The following is a 14,386-nucleotide window of genomic DNA, read 5'->3' on the forward strand; positions in this document are numbered from 1 at the left end:
GCGACGAAAATCGCTCTGGGCCACCCATGGACGGGGTGAGAGGGGCCGAAGCAAGGCCCGGGACACTGGAAGGGGAAGCGATGCGGACCCACGATCTGCCGCGCGCCGCGCGGGCGCGCCTCGGCCGCTCCGGACTGTTGCTCGCCGTCGGCCTCGCCCTCGCGCTGGCCGCGCCCGCCCGGGCGAACTCGCTCACCGAGGTGCCGGGTGCCCGGGCAGCGCAGCCGGACGAAGCGGCTCCGCCGCGGGACCCGGCCGCGGACCGGGCGGAGGCCGAGGAGGCGCGGGCCGCGAACCCAGGGGCGACCGCGATCATCCGGTCGCTCGCGCCGTTCGCCGACGGCCATCCGGGAGCGCCCGCGCGGCCGCTGGCGGTCAGCCCCGACGACGGCGGCCCGGCGGTCCGCGTCGTTCCCGCCCGGTCGATCGATCTCACCGTGTTCTTCGCCTACGACAGCGCGCGCCTGACCCCCGAAGCGCGTATCCAGCTCGAACCGCTCGGTGAGGCCCTGCGCGCCGAGCCGCTCGCGGGCCACGGCTTCCTGATCGCCGGCCACACCGACGCCGCCGGCGGCCGCGCCTACAACCGCCGCCTCTCCCTGGCCCGGGCCCGGGCCGTGAAGGCGCATCTCGTCGAGACCTACGGCATCGCGCCGGAGCGCCTGCGCGTCCACGGCTGGGGACCCGCGCGGCCGAAGGATCCCGACGCACCCCTGTCACGGGTGAACCGCAGGGTGGAGGTCAGCCTGATCGCGCCGGCCCGCAGCGGTGCCCTGCGCTTCGTCCTGCCGGTCGCGGATCGCACTTGCACCGACTTGGCCGATCCGCGCCTGCGGATGGACCTCGACCTCGACGATTTCCGCGCGGCGCCGACCCCGCGTCCCTGCACCGAATGACGCCAACTCGCCTCACCGACGGTCCGAAGACGGAGAGACCCGCGATGTCCTGGAGGATCCCGATGCCCCTCGTCCGCACCACCGCGTTCCGCGCCGCCTGCCTCGCCGTCCTGGCCCTCGGGTCCGCCTACGCGGCACCGGCACGGGCGCAGACCAAGCCCAACGTCGTCGTGATGGGCGAGGACGCCGACGAGGACGCGGTGCCCCGCGGCAACCGCATCTTCCAGCGCGTGATCCACGAACTGTCCGAGACGATGAACCTGCGCGGCTACAACGTCTACGACGAGACCGCCGTCGCCATGGGCTTCACCCAGGCCAACCGGGTGCGCCGGCGGGATGCCGAGCTGATCGAGGTCGCCCGCGCGGTCCAGAATCCGCCCCTCGACGTGGTGGCGGTGTTCCAGATCTACGCGTCGGCGTCGAAATCCGCCTACTCGGATATCGTCCGGCCGGAGATCCGTATCCCCGGCCGCCTCCTCAACGTCCGCACCGGGCAGTCGCTCGGGTCGTTCGAGGTGGCCGGGCTCCAGTTGCCGCCCCTGCCCCAGGGGTGCGACCGCGAGTGCCTGCTCGAGCGGGTCGGCGCCGAGGCGAAGACAGTGGCCGCAGACCTCGCGGCCGCGCTCACCGCGAAGCTCGACGGCGTCATCGCGCCCCGCCGCGGTGCCGATGCCGGCGCCGCGCCCCCCGACGCCGCTCCGGTCGGCGGCGCCGTGGCGGCGGCGCCCGGCGGCGAGGGCTGCGGGGGTTTGCCCAGCGCCTACGTCGTCCGTCTGAGCGGCTTCTCGGCCCAGGAGGTCCAGGCGGCCGAGGAGTACATGGCGGCCTTCCGCTGCTACGAGCACCACCGTCCGGTGCGCGCGAGCGGGGCCAGCACCGAGTACTGGTACGAGACCCGCTCGGATTCCGCCCGGCTCGGCCGGAACCTCCGCCTGATGCTGGAGCACATGAGCGCGCCGGGTCAGGTCCAGTTCTCAGGCAACACCTTCGTCATCAGCCGCGTGGCGACGCGGTAGCCGAACCTTCGCCTTCCCCGCCTCGTCGTCCCACCGTTCCCTGAAGGTTGACCATGTCGGTTCGCGAGCGCCTGCGCGGCGCCCTCTCCCATCTTGTCCCGCAACGCCCGGCGCGGCGCGTCATCCTGGCCGGACTGGTCTTAGCGCCCCTGGCGATCGCGGCCCGCGAGGCCCGGGCCGACCCGCTCTTTCCGGGCGCCGGCGCCCTCGGCCTGACGCCGCCGGCCGGGATGAGCGTGAGCCGGCGCTTCGCCGGTTTCGAGCATCCGGCCGGCGCGTCGATCATCCTGGTGGAGATGCCGCCGGAGGCCTGGGACCAGATCAATGGTCGGTTCACCCCCGAGGCGCTGGCCGCCACGGGCTTCCGGGTGAAGGGCGGGGCCGAGCCCCTGCCGGTCGCGGGCGGTGAGGGCTTCGTCCTTCGCGGCACCCAGCCGGCCAACGGCCTCACTTACGCGAAATGGGTCGCCGTCGTGCGCGGCGCCCCCGGGACCGGGCTCGTCACCGTGCAGGTCCCCGAGAAGGCGGCCCGGCAGGTGCCCGCCGCTTCCGTCGAGGCGGCCCTCCGCACGATCGCGTTCCGGGCGAAGGCGAGCCTAACCGATCAGGTCGCGGCGCTGCCCTACACGGTCGGCGACATGGCGGGCTACCGGCCGACCGCGGTCTTCGCGGGCAACAGCCTCCTCCTCACCGAGGGACCCAAGGACGTCGATCCCGAGCGCGAGCAGCCGGTGATCGTCGTCGCGCCCTCGCTCGGTCAGGCGCCGGTCCCGGCGGGCGCGGAGGTCGCGGTCGCCCGCCGGCTGTTCGCGGCGCAGAAGGACTTCGCCGACGTGAACGTCACGGACGAGGCGCGGTCCAGTCGCGGCGAGGCGGTCGTCGTGCGGCTGCGCGGCACCGGGACCGACACCAAGAGCGGCCGTGCCCTCGGCGTGACGCAGACGATGGTCTTCGACGGCCAGCGCTACCTGCGGGTGCTGGGCTTCGCCGATGCCGGTCGCCCCGACGCCCTGGACAGGGCCGACCGTGTCGCCGCCTCGGTGGCGATGCGCTGACCGACCTCTGCACCCACAACGAGAGCCTTCCCGATGCGCCCGCCGCTTCTCGCCCCGCTGCTCCTGGTCTCCGCCCTCGCCCTGCTCGCTGGCCCGGCGCGCGCGGAGGAGAACGAATGCCGGCGGTCCCCCTCGCTCGCGTCCGGCGCGCCCCCAACCTTCGGGCGCATCAGCGCGCCGGGGCGCACGGCCTTCGTCAAGGACGGGCTCGCCCGCGCTGGCTGCCCGGACCCGAGCGCCGCCTGCCGCGAGCGCGCCTACCTGGTGAGCGCCGATCCCGTCATCCTCGGCGAGCGACGCGGCGCCTATGTCTGCGCCCATTATCGGGGCGCGGGCGACGATATGGGCCGGACCGGCTGGCTCCCGGGCGAGGCCGTCGCCGTCGAGCCGCCCGGTGCCGTCGCGCCTGCGGACTGGCTCGGCACCTGGACCCGTGCGGAGGCGCGCATCCGCATCACCCAGGCCGACAAGCCGGGGCTGCTGACCTTCGGGGGCGACGCCACCTGGGGCGCCGGGGATCCGGAGCGGGCGCGCCGCGGCGGCGTCCATATCGGCGAATTCGCCGGCACGGTCGCCCCGCAGGGCGCCGCGGCGAGCTTCGCCGTCGGCGAGAACGGGGCGCTGCCGGTCGAGGCCGGTGACGCTTCCGACTGCAAGGTCTGGCTGCGGCGGGTCGGCCCCTGGCTGGTCGTCGACGACAACCTCGCCTGCGGAGGCGTCAACGTCACCTTCCGCGGCCTCTACCGCCGCCAGCCATGAGCGGCGCGGCGCGACGCGGCCGCCCCGGCTCCGCTTAGGGGTTGTGACCGATGGCCATCCCCACGATTGCGCGGCCGAGCCCGTCCCGGCGACGCCTGCGCGTGATCCTCATCCTGCTGCTCATCACGTGGCTGCCGGTCGTACCCTTCGCGCTCGGCCTCGCGCTGACGAACCTGACCGGCTGCACCGTCAACGAGGCGGGGACGCACCCCTGCCCGGTGGCCGGACACGATATCGGCGGCCTGCTCTACACGCTGACGATGACGGGCTGGCTGCTGATCCCGTTCCTGCCCTTCATGGCCCTGACACTGCTGCTCACCGTCGTGCAGGGCCTGCTGATGATCCTTCGAGCGTGGTTGCGGCGATGATGCGGTTCACCTTCCGGCGCGCGGCCGCACTGCTCGGCCTCGGCGTGGCAGCCGTCCCGCTGTCGAGCCTGTCGATCCCGGTGCCGGCGACCCCGGCACGGGCGCAGGCGACCGAGGTGGAGGGACCGGCCCTCCCCTACGCCTCGACGCCCGACCTGCGGGCCGCCACGGTCGCGCGGGCGGTGCGCGACCAGCGCGCCACGAACCCGATCGCCGCGGCCGAGACGGCGCGAGAGCTGGCCCGGCACGATTACGACAGCGTCTTCCGCGGCTTCCTCGACGGGACGCCGCTGCGGCCGGACGATGCGGGCGACGTGCTCACCGCCTTCATCGCCCTGCAATGGATGGTCGCCAACGACGCGACGGTCGAGCCGAGCGCGGCGGCCCTGCGGGCGATCCGGACTAGGTTCGTGGCGCCGATGGCGGAACGGCCGCCCCTGTCCCAGCCGGCCACGCGGGCGGCCTTCGCCGAGCAGGTCAAGCTGCGCGCTGTTCTCCACCATGCCGGCTGGCAGGCGGCCAAGCGGCTCGGCGTGCTGCCGCGTTTCCTGGCGGGCCTGTCCAACGAGTTCATCCCGGTCGCCACGCTGCGGAATCTGGCGCTGACCGAGGACGGGCTGGTGCCGAAGGGCCGGGCCGGACGCGCGGCCCCGAAGCCGCCTCCGGTCGCGGAGAGCCCGCCCGTGCCGGACGCGCGGCCGGCTCCCTCCCCGGCTCCGTCCCCGTCCGCCCTGGACGCGGCCGGTCCCCCGCGCCACGCCGCCAATTGGGATCAGGTCGAGGGCGTGTACTTCCGTTCGACCACCGGATTCGGCGTCGGCGGTCTCATGACGATCGATTTCGAGCCGCTGATCTTCCTGCGCGACGGAACCTACTACGAGATCGCCGACACCGCGCTCGAAGACGTGGACCTCGCCGCCGAGCGGGCCGCACGGCCCAAGCGATTCGGGCGGTGGAGTGCCAAGGGCGCCGGCTTCGTCCTGACGGACGCGCGCGGCCGCGCGAACGATTACGCCCTCGGCGACGGCAGCTTCTTCCGGGCCTTCCCGGCCGCCGCCAATGAGCGGGTGGCGCGGGCGTACCGGCGGCTGTCGGGCGGCGGCAACACCGCCCTGGGCGGCGATGTCGCGATCGCCGTCGAGAGCCGCTACGACTTCCACGCGGACGGGAGTTACGGCCGCGGCGGCTCGGTCGGCGCGACGAATTCGGGGGCGAGCACCGGCGTCGGCACGGCGATCGCCCGTCGGCGCGCGCCGGAGGGCGGGCACTACGCCCTCGATCGCCACACGCTGACGTTGACCGCGGCGGATGGCCGGACCCGGCGCCTGTTCTTCGCCTACGGCTCGCAGAAGGATCCCCCCGAGATCGACCGCGAGATGGTCTTCGTGGGCGACGACGTCTTCAGCCCGGCGGACTGATCGGGATGCCGAGGGCGGCCCCTCGATCGGCGCGGATCTCAGGACGCGGGGCATCGGCGGATTCCGGGCCGAGCAGACCGCCGCCGAACCGCGCCCAGTCCTCCAGCGAGCGTCCGGGGGCGGCCTGCGGGCCCTGCTTGACCGGTCGCGGCGTCTGCGGCGCGCCGAGGCGCCCGTAGCGCCGGTACCAGGATCGCGCCCTCTGCACCGGCCGTCCCAACGCCTTCCGCATGCCGTCCCCCTGTGCAGCGCGCGCGAATGTCCACGGCCAAGCTAATCCAGGCCGGTCGCCCGGGCATGTCGGGCCGACCCTGACACGATTGCCGATCTCTCCGACTGCTGATCGGCGCCGGGCAACACAGATGAGCCTGCGGGACAGCGACCGGCGGTCTCCCGCCGTCCGCGCGTTTCGGGGAATGCGCGGTGGCCCCCGATGGCGGCCGGCATCGCCGTCCCGACAGACCGCGCCGCGCGGTCGGATCCGGCATCAGGTCCGATCCGTGCGGACGTCCTTCACCGTCTCTGGAGCTCAGCCCATGAAACGTCTCGCGATCGCCCTCACGGCGCTGTCGAGCCTCGTCCTGTTCGCCCCGTCGAGCGAGGCGCGACCCCACGGCCGCGGCTTCCATCATGGGCCCCACCATCTGGGCCACGGCGTCTGGAGGGGGCGGCGCCACGGTCTCCACCGGTACCGCCATCACCGTCTCCACCGGCACTACCAGCGGCACCGGGGCTACCGCGGATATCGCGGCGTCCACTTCCGCCCCGCCGGCTACGGCTTCCGGCCCCACGCGTATCGCTCGGGTGGCTGGGGCGCCTATCGCGGGGTCGGCTTCGTGACCGGCGCAGGCCTTGGCCTCGCGGCCGGTGCACGGCCCGGTCTCTACGGCGCGGCCTACGGGCGGCCCTACGGGTACGGCTACGCGCCGGTCGGCTACGGCTGCGCCTACTAGGCGGCGCATCCGGACCGGGAGGCCGGGCCGTCACGGCCTCCCGGTCGACTTTCCACGCCACGCCCACGTCGGCGTGGCACTCGTGATCCTCGCGTCCGACGACGCGAGGATCTCGTGTCCCTCCGCGCATCATTCGGACGGATCGAGGCGATCCCCGAAAGATCCGGTGCCGCTTTCGTGCAATGGTCAATCGATCATCGCACGCACGGCCTGTCGGGATATTCCCGACAGGCGTCGGTGTGAGCGGTATCCCGGCTCGAAACAGCTTGCTTGGCCGTTCGAACTCGGCGCTTCTGACCCGGCGGGACAGGCTCCCGAGCGGCCGGAGAGATCAGCGCCCATGCTCATGGACATCGTCAAACAGGGCGCCCGCGCGCGCGCCGTCGGTCGGCCCCGCGACGCCTGCCCCTATCCCGGCGAGTCGCGCGAGCGCCGGGCCTGGTACGAGGGCTACGACGGCTCCTCGTGGGCGGTCGCGACGCGGATGCCCCACCCCGCCCGGATGCTGCCCGGATCGGCCCTTTCCGACGCCGGTGCCGCGTCCGACCCCGCCTCCCCGGCCTGACGGCGGCCCGACTTTCCCGTAGGAGAGCTGTGAGCTTACGGGCCGATGCGGGGACACGGGAGGCGGGCGACGGTGCGCGCGGGACGGCGAGACAGGGGCGTCGGGCCGTCCGAGCGATGGGCGACGGGTCCGGACCGGCGCGCAGCGCGTCCGCGCACGGCCGCATGAATGCTCGCGCCCGCGACACCGCGATCCGGAAGCCCGAGCTCCAGCTGAGCCGCGGCAGCCGCCGCACCTTCGTCGCCCTCGCCCTCGCGGCCGCGATCCCGGTCCTGCTGCTCAGCGGCTGGGTCGCGACGCTGATGGCGCAGCAGCAGCGCGACCTCGCCCGTAGCGCCGCCGTCGCCAGCGCGACCCGGGTGGCCGAGCGCGTCGCCTCGGACATCGCCGCCCAGATCGCGGTCCTCGAGGCCGAGGCCGCCTCCGCGACCCTCGACAGGCCCGACCTCGCGGCCTTCTACGCCGAGGCCGTGCGCCTCAGGCAGGCGCACCCGCTCTGGGAGACGGTGGAGCTCGCGCGACCGGACGGCGCCCAGATCGTGAATCTTCTCCGGTCCCTCGAGGAAGAACTCGGACCGACCTCGGACCGGACGAGCTTCGACGCGGTGGTGCGCACGCGGCATCCGGTGATCGGCGGCATCGGCCCGGCCGGCTCGATCTCGGGCAAGCGCCTCGTCGCTCTGCGCGTGCCGGTCATACGGGACGGCACGCTGCGCTACGTCCTCTCGATCCGGCTCGCCACGAACGCGGTGAGCTCGATCCTGCGCGACGCCGGCGCCCCCGAGGGCTGGGTCGGCACCATCGTGGACGCGGAGGGCAACACGATCGCCCGGACCCGGGCCGAGGTGGAGGAGCTCGGCCACCCGGCGAACCCGGCGCTCCAGGCGGCGATCCGGAACGCCCCGAACGGCTTCTACACCGGACCGACGCTGGAAGGCGCCGATGTCGAGGTGGTCTACCGGACCCTGCAGCATACCGGCGGCTGGTCGGTGCATTTCGGGATGCCGGTCGCGACGCTCAACGCGCCGGTCTCGCGGTCCTACGCCGTCCTGGGTGGCGGCAGCTTCGTCAGCATCGGGCTCGCCCTGGCGCTGGTCGGTCTCGTCGGCCGCGACATGGCGCAGCGCCGAGCGGGCGAGCAGGCCCGGTTCTCCCTCGCGCTCCGCTCCAGCGAGGAACAGGGCGCCGTCGCCGCCGAGGCCGCGGAACTCGGCACGCTGCGCTGGGACACCGTCGCGCACCGGGTCACCGGCTCGCCCCGCGCGGCCGATCTCCTCGGTTGGACGGCCGCCGCCGAGGGGCGCGACAGCGCCGTGGACGCCGACACGGTCCTGCAGGCGGTCGATCCCGAGGATCGCGGGCGCCTGAGCGAGGCCCTGCGCCGGAGCCTCGCCGAGGGCACGCCGCTCGACGTCGAGTTCCGCGTGACCCAGGAGAGTCGGGAGCCGCGCTGGGTGCGGGTCGCCGGCCGCGTGCCGCAGCTCCACGAGCATACCCCGGCCGGGCTGATCTACGGCGTGGTGTCGGACATCGAGCCGCGCAAGCGCGCGGAGGCCGAGCGCTTCGCGCTGCTGCGCCGCCTCGGCGAGGCCCAGGAGAACGAGCAGCGCCGGATCGCCCGGGAACTCCACGACCAGGTCGGCCAGACGGTGACCGGACTCTCGCTGGGCCTCAAGAGCATGGAGCGGCTCCTGGCACGCGGGGCCACGGCGGAGGCCGGCCGGCAGGTGGAGTGGCTGCAATCGCTCGCCGGGGAGATCGGCCGCGACATCCACCGGGCCGCCGTCGACCTCCGGCCCACCGCCCTCGACGATCTCGGGCTGCGCGAGGCCCTGGCCACCCTGCTGCGCGACTGGAGCCAGCGGCACGGGATCCGCGCCGACCTGGAATTCCTGAGCGAGGCGACCCGGCTGCCGGCCGCGATCGAGACGGCCGTCTACCGGATCGTGCAGGAGGCCCTGACCAACGTCCTCAAGCACGCCCGGGCCGCGAGCGTCAGCGTCTCGGTGGAGAAGCGCGCGGGCGAGATGCGGGTCGTCATCGAGGATGACGGCACCGGCTTCAACGCCGACGAGCAGCGTGAGCGCGCCGGCGGCGAGGCGCCGGCCAAGCTGCGGCTCGGCCTGTCGGGCATCCGCGAGCGGCTGTCGCTCCTGAGCGGGACGCTCACGCTGGAATCGTCCCCGGGCATCGGTACGACGCTGTTCGTCACCATCCCGATTCCGGAACATCCCGAGACCTGAGGAGAAGCGCATGACGGACCGCATCCGCGTCGCCCTGGCCGACGACCATCCCATCGTCCTCGCGGGGATCCGGACGCTCCTGAACGCCGACCCGGAGATCGAGCTGGTCGGCGAGGCCACCAGCGGCAGCGAGGCGCTGCCGATGATCCACGCCGCCGACCCGGACGTCGCCGTCGTCGACGTCTCGATGCCGGGCCTCAACGGCCTGGAGCTGACCGAGCGCGTCGCCGGGTCGTGCCCGCGGACGCGGGTGCTGGTGCTGACGGTTCACGAGGACGCGGCCTACGTTCAGCCGCTGCTCAAGGCGGGCGCCCGGGGCTACCTCCTCAAGCGCTCGGCCGCGGAGGACCTGCTCCGCGCGGTCCGCGCCGTCGCGGCGGGCGGGATCTACCTCGACCCCTCGGTGGCGAGCCACGCCATGGCGCATCCCGGGGCCCCGACGCAGGGCGCGGAGTCCGAGCCGTCGGCCGAAGCGCTGAGCCCGCGCGAGACCGACGTGCTCCGGCTGATCGCGCAGGGCTTCAGCAACAAGGAGATCGCGCGGCGCTTCGATCTCAGCGTGAAGTCCATCGAGACCTACAAGGCGCGGGCCGCCGAGAAGCTGGGCCTGCGCACGCGCGCGGAGATCATCCGCTACGCCGCCGCGCACGGATGGCTCGACGCCCTGGCGCTGCGCTAGGCGCGAGCGAGCGGGGGCAGCCAGTCCCGGGCGACGGCCGGGTCCGCCGATTTTTCGCCGGTCAGGGATCAAATCCTGCCGCGGATCGTCTGTCTGGCGGACCGGTCAGGGACGAGGGGGGACGGGTGAGCGTCGGATTGATCGCCCTGTTGGACGATGTCGCCTTCATGGTGAGGGCCGCGGCGGCCTCGCTCGACGACGTGGCCGGCCAGGCGGCGCGCGCCGGCACCAAGGCCGCCGGCGTCGTCATCGACGACGCGGCCGTGACGCCGCGCTACGTCGTCGGCTTCGCCGCGGAGCGCGAATTGCCGATCGTCGGCAGGATCGCCCTCGGATCGCTGCGCAACAAGATCCTTTTCCTGCTGCCGGGTGCCCTGGCGCTGAGCGCCTTCGCCCCCTGGGCGATCACGCCGCTCCTCATGCTGGGCGGCGCGTACCTGTGCTTCGAGGGCGCCGAGAAGGTCTACGAAGCCGTTCTCGCCCATCATGGCCACGGCGACGAGGCGGACCAGGAGGGTGGAGCCGGCGGCGATCAGGCCCGGGAAGACCGGCGCGTGGCGAGCGCCATCAAGACGGACTTCATCCTGTCGGCCGAGATCATGGCCATCACGCTGGCGGCGCTGCCGGAGGGCAGCTTCTGGATGCGGGCGGCGGTGCTGGCCATCGTCGCGGTCGGCATCACCGCGGGCGTCTACGGCGTGGTCGCGCTGATCGTGAAGGCCGACGATGCCGGTCTGGCCCTCGCCCGCAGCACCGCGGGCCAACCGCTCGGAAGCCTGATCCGCGGGCTCGGCCGCGGCGTCGTGAAGGGCATGCCGATCCTGCTCAAGATCCTGGCCGTCATCGGGACGGCGGCGATGATCTGGGTCGGCGGCGGGATCCTCATGCACGGTCTGGAAACCTACGGGTTCTCGGCCCCGGCGCACGCCGCCCACGCGATGGCGGAGGCCGCGGCGGCGCGCGTGCCGTTCGCCGCGGGCCTCGTCGAGTGGCTCGTCACCGCGACCGTGTCGGGCCTCATCGGGCTGGTCGTCGGCGGGGCGCTGATCCCGCTGACGAACGTCGTGCTGGCGCCGGCGTGGCGCGCCCTGTCAGGCCTGTGGCAGCGGCGCGGCTGACGGGATCCCGTGATCGGCCGGGGCGGAGCCCGGCACAGCTACTGGCGCCGGGACCGGCGCTGCGGCGCCGTGATGCTTCAGGGGCCTGTTGCCGCTCAGGCGACGCAGCAGCACGTAGAAGACCGGGGTCAGGAACAGGCCGAAGGCGGTCACGCCGATCATGCCCGAGAACACCGCGACGCCCATCGCGCGGCGCATCTCCGATCCGGTGCCGGTCGCTGTCACCAGCGGCAGCACGCCCATGATGAAGGCCATCGACGTCATCAGGATCGGCCGCAGCCGGAGGCGGCTCGCCTCGATCGCCGCCTGGAGCGGGGTCCGACCGGCGAATTCGAGCTCACGGGCGAATTCGACGATCAGGATGGCGTTCTTGGCCGAGAGCCCGACGAGCACGATCAGGCCGATCTGCGTGAAGACGTTGTTGTCGCCGGCCGACAGCCACACGCCGAACATCGCGGCGAGCAGCCCCATCGGCACGATCAGCAGGATCGCCAGCGGCAGGGCGAGGCTCTCGTACTGCGCGGCGAGCACGAGGAAGACCAGGAGCAGCGCGAGGGGAAAGACCCAGATCCCGGAATTGCCCGCGATGAATTCCTGGTACGTGAGGTCCGTCCACTCGAAGGCGAAGCCCCGCGGCAGCGTCTCCGCCGCGATCCGCGTGGCCGCCGCCTGGGCCTGCCCCGACGAGTAGCCAGGCGCCGCGCCGGCGTTGATGTCGGCCGACAGGAAGCCGTTGTAGCGCATGGCCCGCTCCGGTCCGGCGGTCTGGCGGACGCGCAGCAGGGCGGAGAGTGGGACCATCTCGCCGGAACCGGCCCGGACCTTCAGCAGACCGACATCGTCCGACCGCGCCCGGAACGGGGCGTCGGCCTGGACGCGCACCGAGTAGGTGCGGCCGAACTTGTTGAAGTCGTTGACGTAGAGCGAGCCGAGATAGATCTGCAGCGTGTCGAAGACGTCCGTCACCGGGATGTTGAGCTGACGGGCCTTCGTCCGGTCGATGTCCGCGAAGAGCTGCGGCACGTTCATCTGGAAGCTCGAGAACAGCCCGACGAGTTCCGGCGCCTGGGCGGCCTTCGCCATGAACGCCTTCGTGGCGTCGTTCAGCGCCTCGTAGCCGAGGCCGGCGCGATCCTCGATCTGCAGCTTGAAGCCGCCGATCGTCCCCAGCCCGTTCACCGGCGGCGGCGGGAACATCGCGATGAAGGCCTCGGGGATCGCGGCGTACTTCTTGTTCAGCGACTGCGCGATCGCCGCCCCGTTGAGGGACGGGTCCCTCCGCTCGTCGAACGGCTTGAGCGTCGAGAACACGATCCCCGAGTTGGAGCTGTTGGTGAAGCCGTTGATCGAGAGGCCCGGGAAGGCGACGGCGCTCTCGACGCCGGGCTCCTTGAGGGCGATCTCGCTCATGCGGCGGATGACCTCTTCCGTCCGGTCGAGGGTCGCGCCGTCGGGCAGCTGCGCGAAGCCCACGAGGTACTGCTTGTCCTGGCCCGGCACGAAGCCGCCCGGGATCTGGCGGAACAGGCCGACCGTCAGCCCGACGAGCAGGACGTAGAGGGTCATCATCGCGGCCTTGCGCGACACCGCGAAGCCGACACCGCGGCCGTAGCCGTTCGAGGCCCGCCCGAAGGCGCGGTTGAAGCGGCGGAAGAACCAGCCGAGCAGCCGGTCGAGGATGCGGGTGAGACGATCCTTCGGCGCGTGGTGATCCTTCAGCAGCAGCGCCGAGAGGGCCGGCGAGAGGGTCAGCGAGTTGATCGCCGAGATCACCGTCGAGATCGCGATGGTGAGGGCGAACTGCTTGTAGAACTGGCCCGTCAGGCCGCTGATGAAGGCCAGGGGCACGAAGACCGCGACCAGCACGAGGGCGATGGCGATGATCGGGCCCGAGACCTCGCGCATGGCCTGGTAGCTGGCGTCCCGCGGGGACAGGCCGCTCTCGATGTTCCGCTCGACGTTCTCGACGACCACGATCGCGTCGTCGACGACGATGCCGATGGCCAGCACGAGGCCGAACAGGCTCAGCGCGTTGATCGAGAATCCGAAGACGTGCATCACCGCGAAGGTGCCGACGATCGAGACCGGCACGGCGAGCAGCGGGATGATCGAGGCCCGCCACGTCTGCAGGAACAGGATCACCACGAGCACGACGAGGGCGATGGCCTCCAGCAGCGTGTGGATCACGGCCTCGATGGAGGCGCGCACGAACTGCGTCGGGTCGTAGACGATCTGGTAGTCGACGCCCTCCGGCATGGTCCGCTTGATCTCCGCCATGGTGCGGCGGACCTCGTCGGAGATCTGGATCGCGTTCGAGCCCGGCGACTGCGAGATCGGGATCGCCACCGCCGACTTGTTGTCGAGGAGCGAGCGCAGGGCGTAGTCGGAAGCGCCGAGCTCGATGCGCGCGACGTCGCGCAGGCGCGTGATCGCGCCGTCGGCGCCGGTCTTGACCACGATGTCGCCGAACTGCTCCTCGCTGCTCAGACGCCCCTCGGCGTTGAGCGAGAGCTGCAGGTCGAGACCCGGAACGGCCGGCGACGCACCGATCACGCCGGCCGCGGCCTCGACGTTCTGGGCCTGGATCTCGCGCACGACGTCGCCCGCGGACAGGCCGTGCTCGGCCACCTTCTGCGGGTCGAGCCAGATCCGCATCGCGTAGTCGCCGGAGCCGAAGAGCTGGACCTGGCCGACGCCGTCGAGCCGCGCCAGGCGGTCCTTGATGTTCAGCACCGCGTAGTTGCGCAGGTAGGTCATGTCGTAGCGCCCGTTGGGCGAGACGAGATGCACGACCATCGTCAGGTCGGGGGAGCTCTTCACCGTGACGATGCCGAGCTGGCGCACCACCGCCGGCAGCCGCGGCTCGGCCTGCGAGACGCGGTTCTGGACGAGCTGCTGCGCCTTGTCGGGGTCGGTGCCCAGCCGGAAGGTGACGGTCAGCGTCATGATGCCGTCGGTCGTGGCCTGGCTCGACATGTAGAGCATGCCCTCGACGCCGTTGATCTGCTCCTCGATCGGCGTCGCCACGGTCTCGACGATGACCTTGGGGTTGGCGCCCGGGAAGGTCGCGCGGACGACGACGGAGGGCGGCACCACGTCCGGATACTCGGAGATCGGCATCGCGAAGAGCGACAGCAGACCGCCGATGAAGATGAGCATCGAGAGCACGCCCGCGAAGATCGGGCGGTCGATGAAGAACTTGGAGAGATTCATGCCGCCCTCCGAGGGCGTGAGGCAGGGGCGTCCGGGCGGCCGCGTGCGGCCGCCGTCTCGAAGGCGTCGGGGATCTGGATCGGGCGGACGGGCGCGGCGCGCC

13 protein-coding genes are annotated in these 14,386 nt (G+C 72.6%); 11 read left to right on the plus strand and 2 right to left on the minus strand.

Annotated features, from left to right (window positions below):
• Positions 1 to 80 precede the first annotated feature (80 nt).
• Genes BMY19_RS26195 through BMY19_RS26220 form a run of 6 tightly spaced genes read left to right on the plus strand, consistent with a single transcriptional unit; the run spans position 81 to position 5,512 of the window.
• Positions 81 to 896 carry an OmpA family protein gene (locus tag BMY19_RS26195; protein ID WP_100253419.1) on the plus strand — a complete coding sequence of 272 codons (816 nt, stop codon included), beginning with the start codon at positions 81 to 83 and terminating at the stop codon, positions 894 to 896.
• A gap of 44 nt (positions 897 to 940) precedes the next feature.
• On the plus strand, positions 941 to 1,912 hold the full coding sequence (locus BMY19_RS26200; RefSeq protein WP_244535018.1) for a hypothetical protein: 972 nt from the start codon (positions 941 to 943) through the stop codon (positions 1,910 to 1,912).
• Between the two features lie 53 nt (positions 1,913 to 1,965).
• Complete coding sequence (locus BMY19_RS26205; protein WP_100253421.1) at positions 1,966 to 2,967, plus strand: hypothetical protein; 1,002 nt, start codon at positions 1,966 to 1,968, stop codon at positions 2,965 to 2,967.
• Positions 2,968 to 3,000: 33 nt separating this feature from the next.
• On the plus strand, positions 3,001 to 3,726 hold the full coding sequence (locus tag BMY19_RS26210) for a hypothetical protein (protein WP_091926906.1): 726 nt from the start codon (positions 3,001 to 3,003) through the stop codon (positions 3,724 to 3,726).
• Between the two features lie 50 nt (positions 3,727 to 3,776).
• The gene (locus BMY19_RS26215; protein ID WP_100253422.1) at positions 3,777 to 4,094 is read left to right on the plus strand and encodes a hypothetical protein; all 318 of its coding nucleotides are present in this window, start codon (positions 3,777 to 3,779) and stop codon (positions 4,092 to 4,094) included.
• Complete coding sequence (locus BMY19_RS26220; protein WP_100253423.1) at positions 4,091 to 5,512, plus strand: hypothetical protein; 1,422 nt, start codon at positions 4,091 to 4,093, stop codon at positions 5,510 to 5,512. Before BMY19_RS26215 ends, BMY19_RS26220 begins: the two co-directional genes overlap by 4 nt.
• On the opposite strand, the gene BMY19_RS26225 is transcribed toward BMY19_RS26220, so the two are convergent.
• A complete protein-coding gene (locus BMY19_RS26225) occupies positions 5,496 to 5,744 on the minus strand; it encodes a hypothetical protein (protein ID WP_139215705.1) in 249 nt (82 codons plus the stop codon). The genes BMY19_RS26220 and BMY19_RS26225 overlap by 17 nt on opposite strands.
• 304 nt (positions 5,745 to 6,048) lie before the next feature.
• Here BMY19_RS26225 and BMY19_RS26230 point away from each other — a divergent pair, with 304 nt between their 5' ends.
• The 5 genes from BMY19_RS26230 (at position 6,049) to BMY19_RS26250 (ending at position 11,070) form a co-directional block, all read left to right on the plus strand.
• On the plus strand, positions 6,049 to 6,465 hold the full coding sequence (locus BMY19_RS26230; protein ID WP_100253424.1) for a hypothetical protein: 417 nt from the start codon (positions 6,049 to 6,051) through the stop codon (positions 6,463 to 6,465).
• A 340-nt stretch (positions 6,466 to 6,805) separates the two neighbouring features.
• Positions 6,806 to 7,030: a ribosome modulation factor gene (locus BMY19_RS26235; RefSeq protein ID WP_020094563.1), complete on the plus strand. Its 225-nt coding sequence runs from the start codon at positions 6,806 to 6,808 to the stop codon at positions 7,028 to 7,030.
• A 164-nt stretch (positions 7,031 to 7,194) separates the two neighbouring features.
• The gene (locus BMY19_RS26240; RefSeq protein WP_100253451.1) at positions 7,195 to 9,273 is read left to right on the plus strand and encodes an ATP-binding protein; all 2,079 of its coding nucleotides are present in this window, start codon (positions 7,195 to 7,197) and stop codon (positions 9,271 to 9,273) included.
• Positions 9,274 to 9,283: 10 nt separating this feature from the next.
• Positions 9,284 to 9,952: a response regulator transcription factor gene (locus BMY19_RS26245; protein WP_091926902.1), complete on the plus strand. Its 669-nt coding sequence runs from the start codon at positions 9,284 to 9,286 to the stop codon at positions 9,950 to 9,952.
• 125 nt (positions 9,953 to 10,077) lie between these two features.
• Entirely contained in the window at positions 10,078 to 11,070 is a 993-nt protein-coding gene (locus BMY19_RS26250) for a DUF808 domain-containing protein (RefSeq protein WP_100253425.1), read from the plus strand.
• Here the strand turns inward: BMY19_RS26250 and BMY19_RS26255 are convergent.
• Positions 11,044 to 14,283, minus strand: a complete 3,240-nt coding sequence (locus tag BMY19_RS26255) for an efflux RND transporter permease subunit (protein WP_100253426.1) — start codon at positions 14,281 to 14,283, stop codon at positions 11,044 to 11,046. The genes BMY19_RS26250 and BMY19_RS26255 overlap by 27 nt on opposite strands.
• Positions 14,284 to 14,386 lie beyond the last annotated feature (103 nt).

The sequence above is a fragment of the Methylobacterium sp. UNC300MFChir4.1 genome, assembly GCF_900110155.1.
GTDB lineage: Bacteria > Pseudomonadota > Alphaproteobacteria > Rhizobiales > Beijerinckiaceae > Methylobacterium.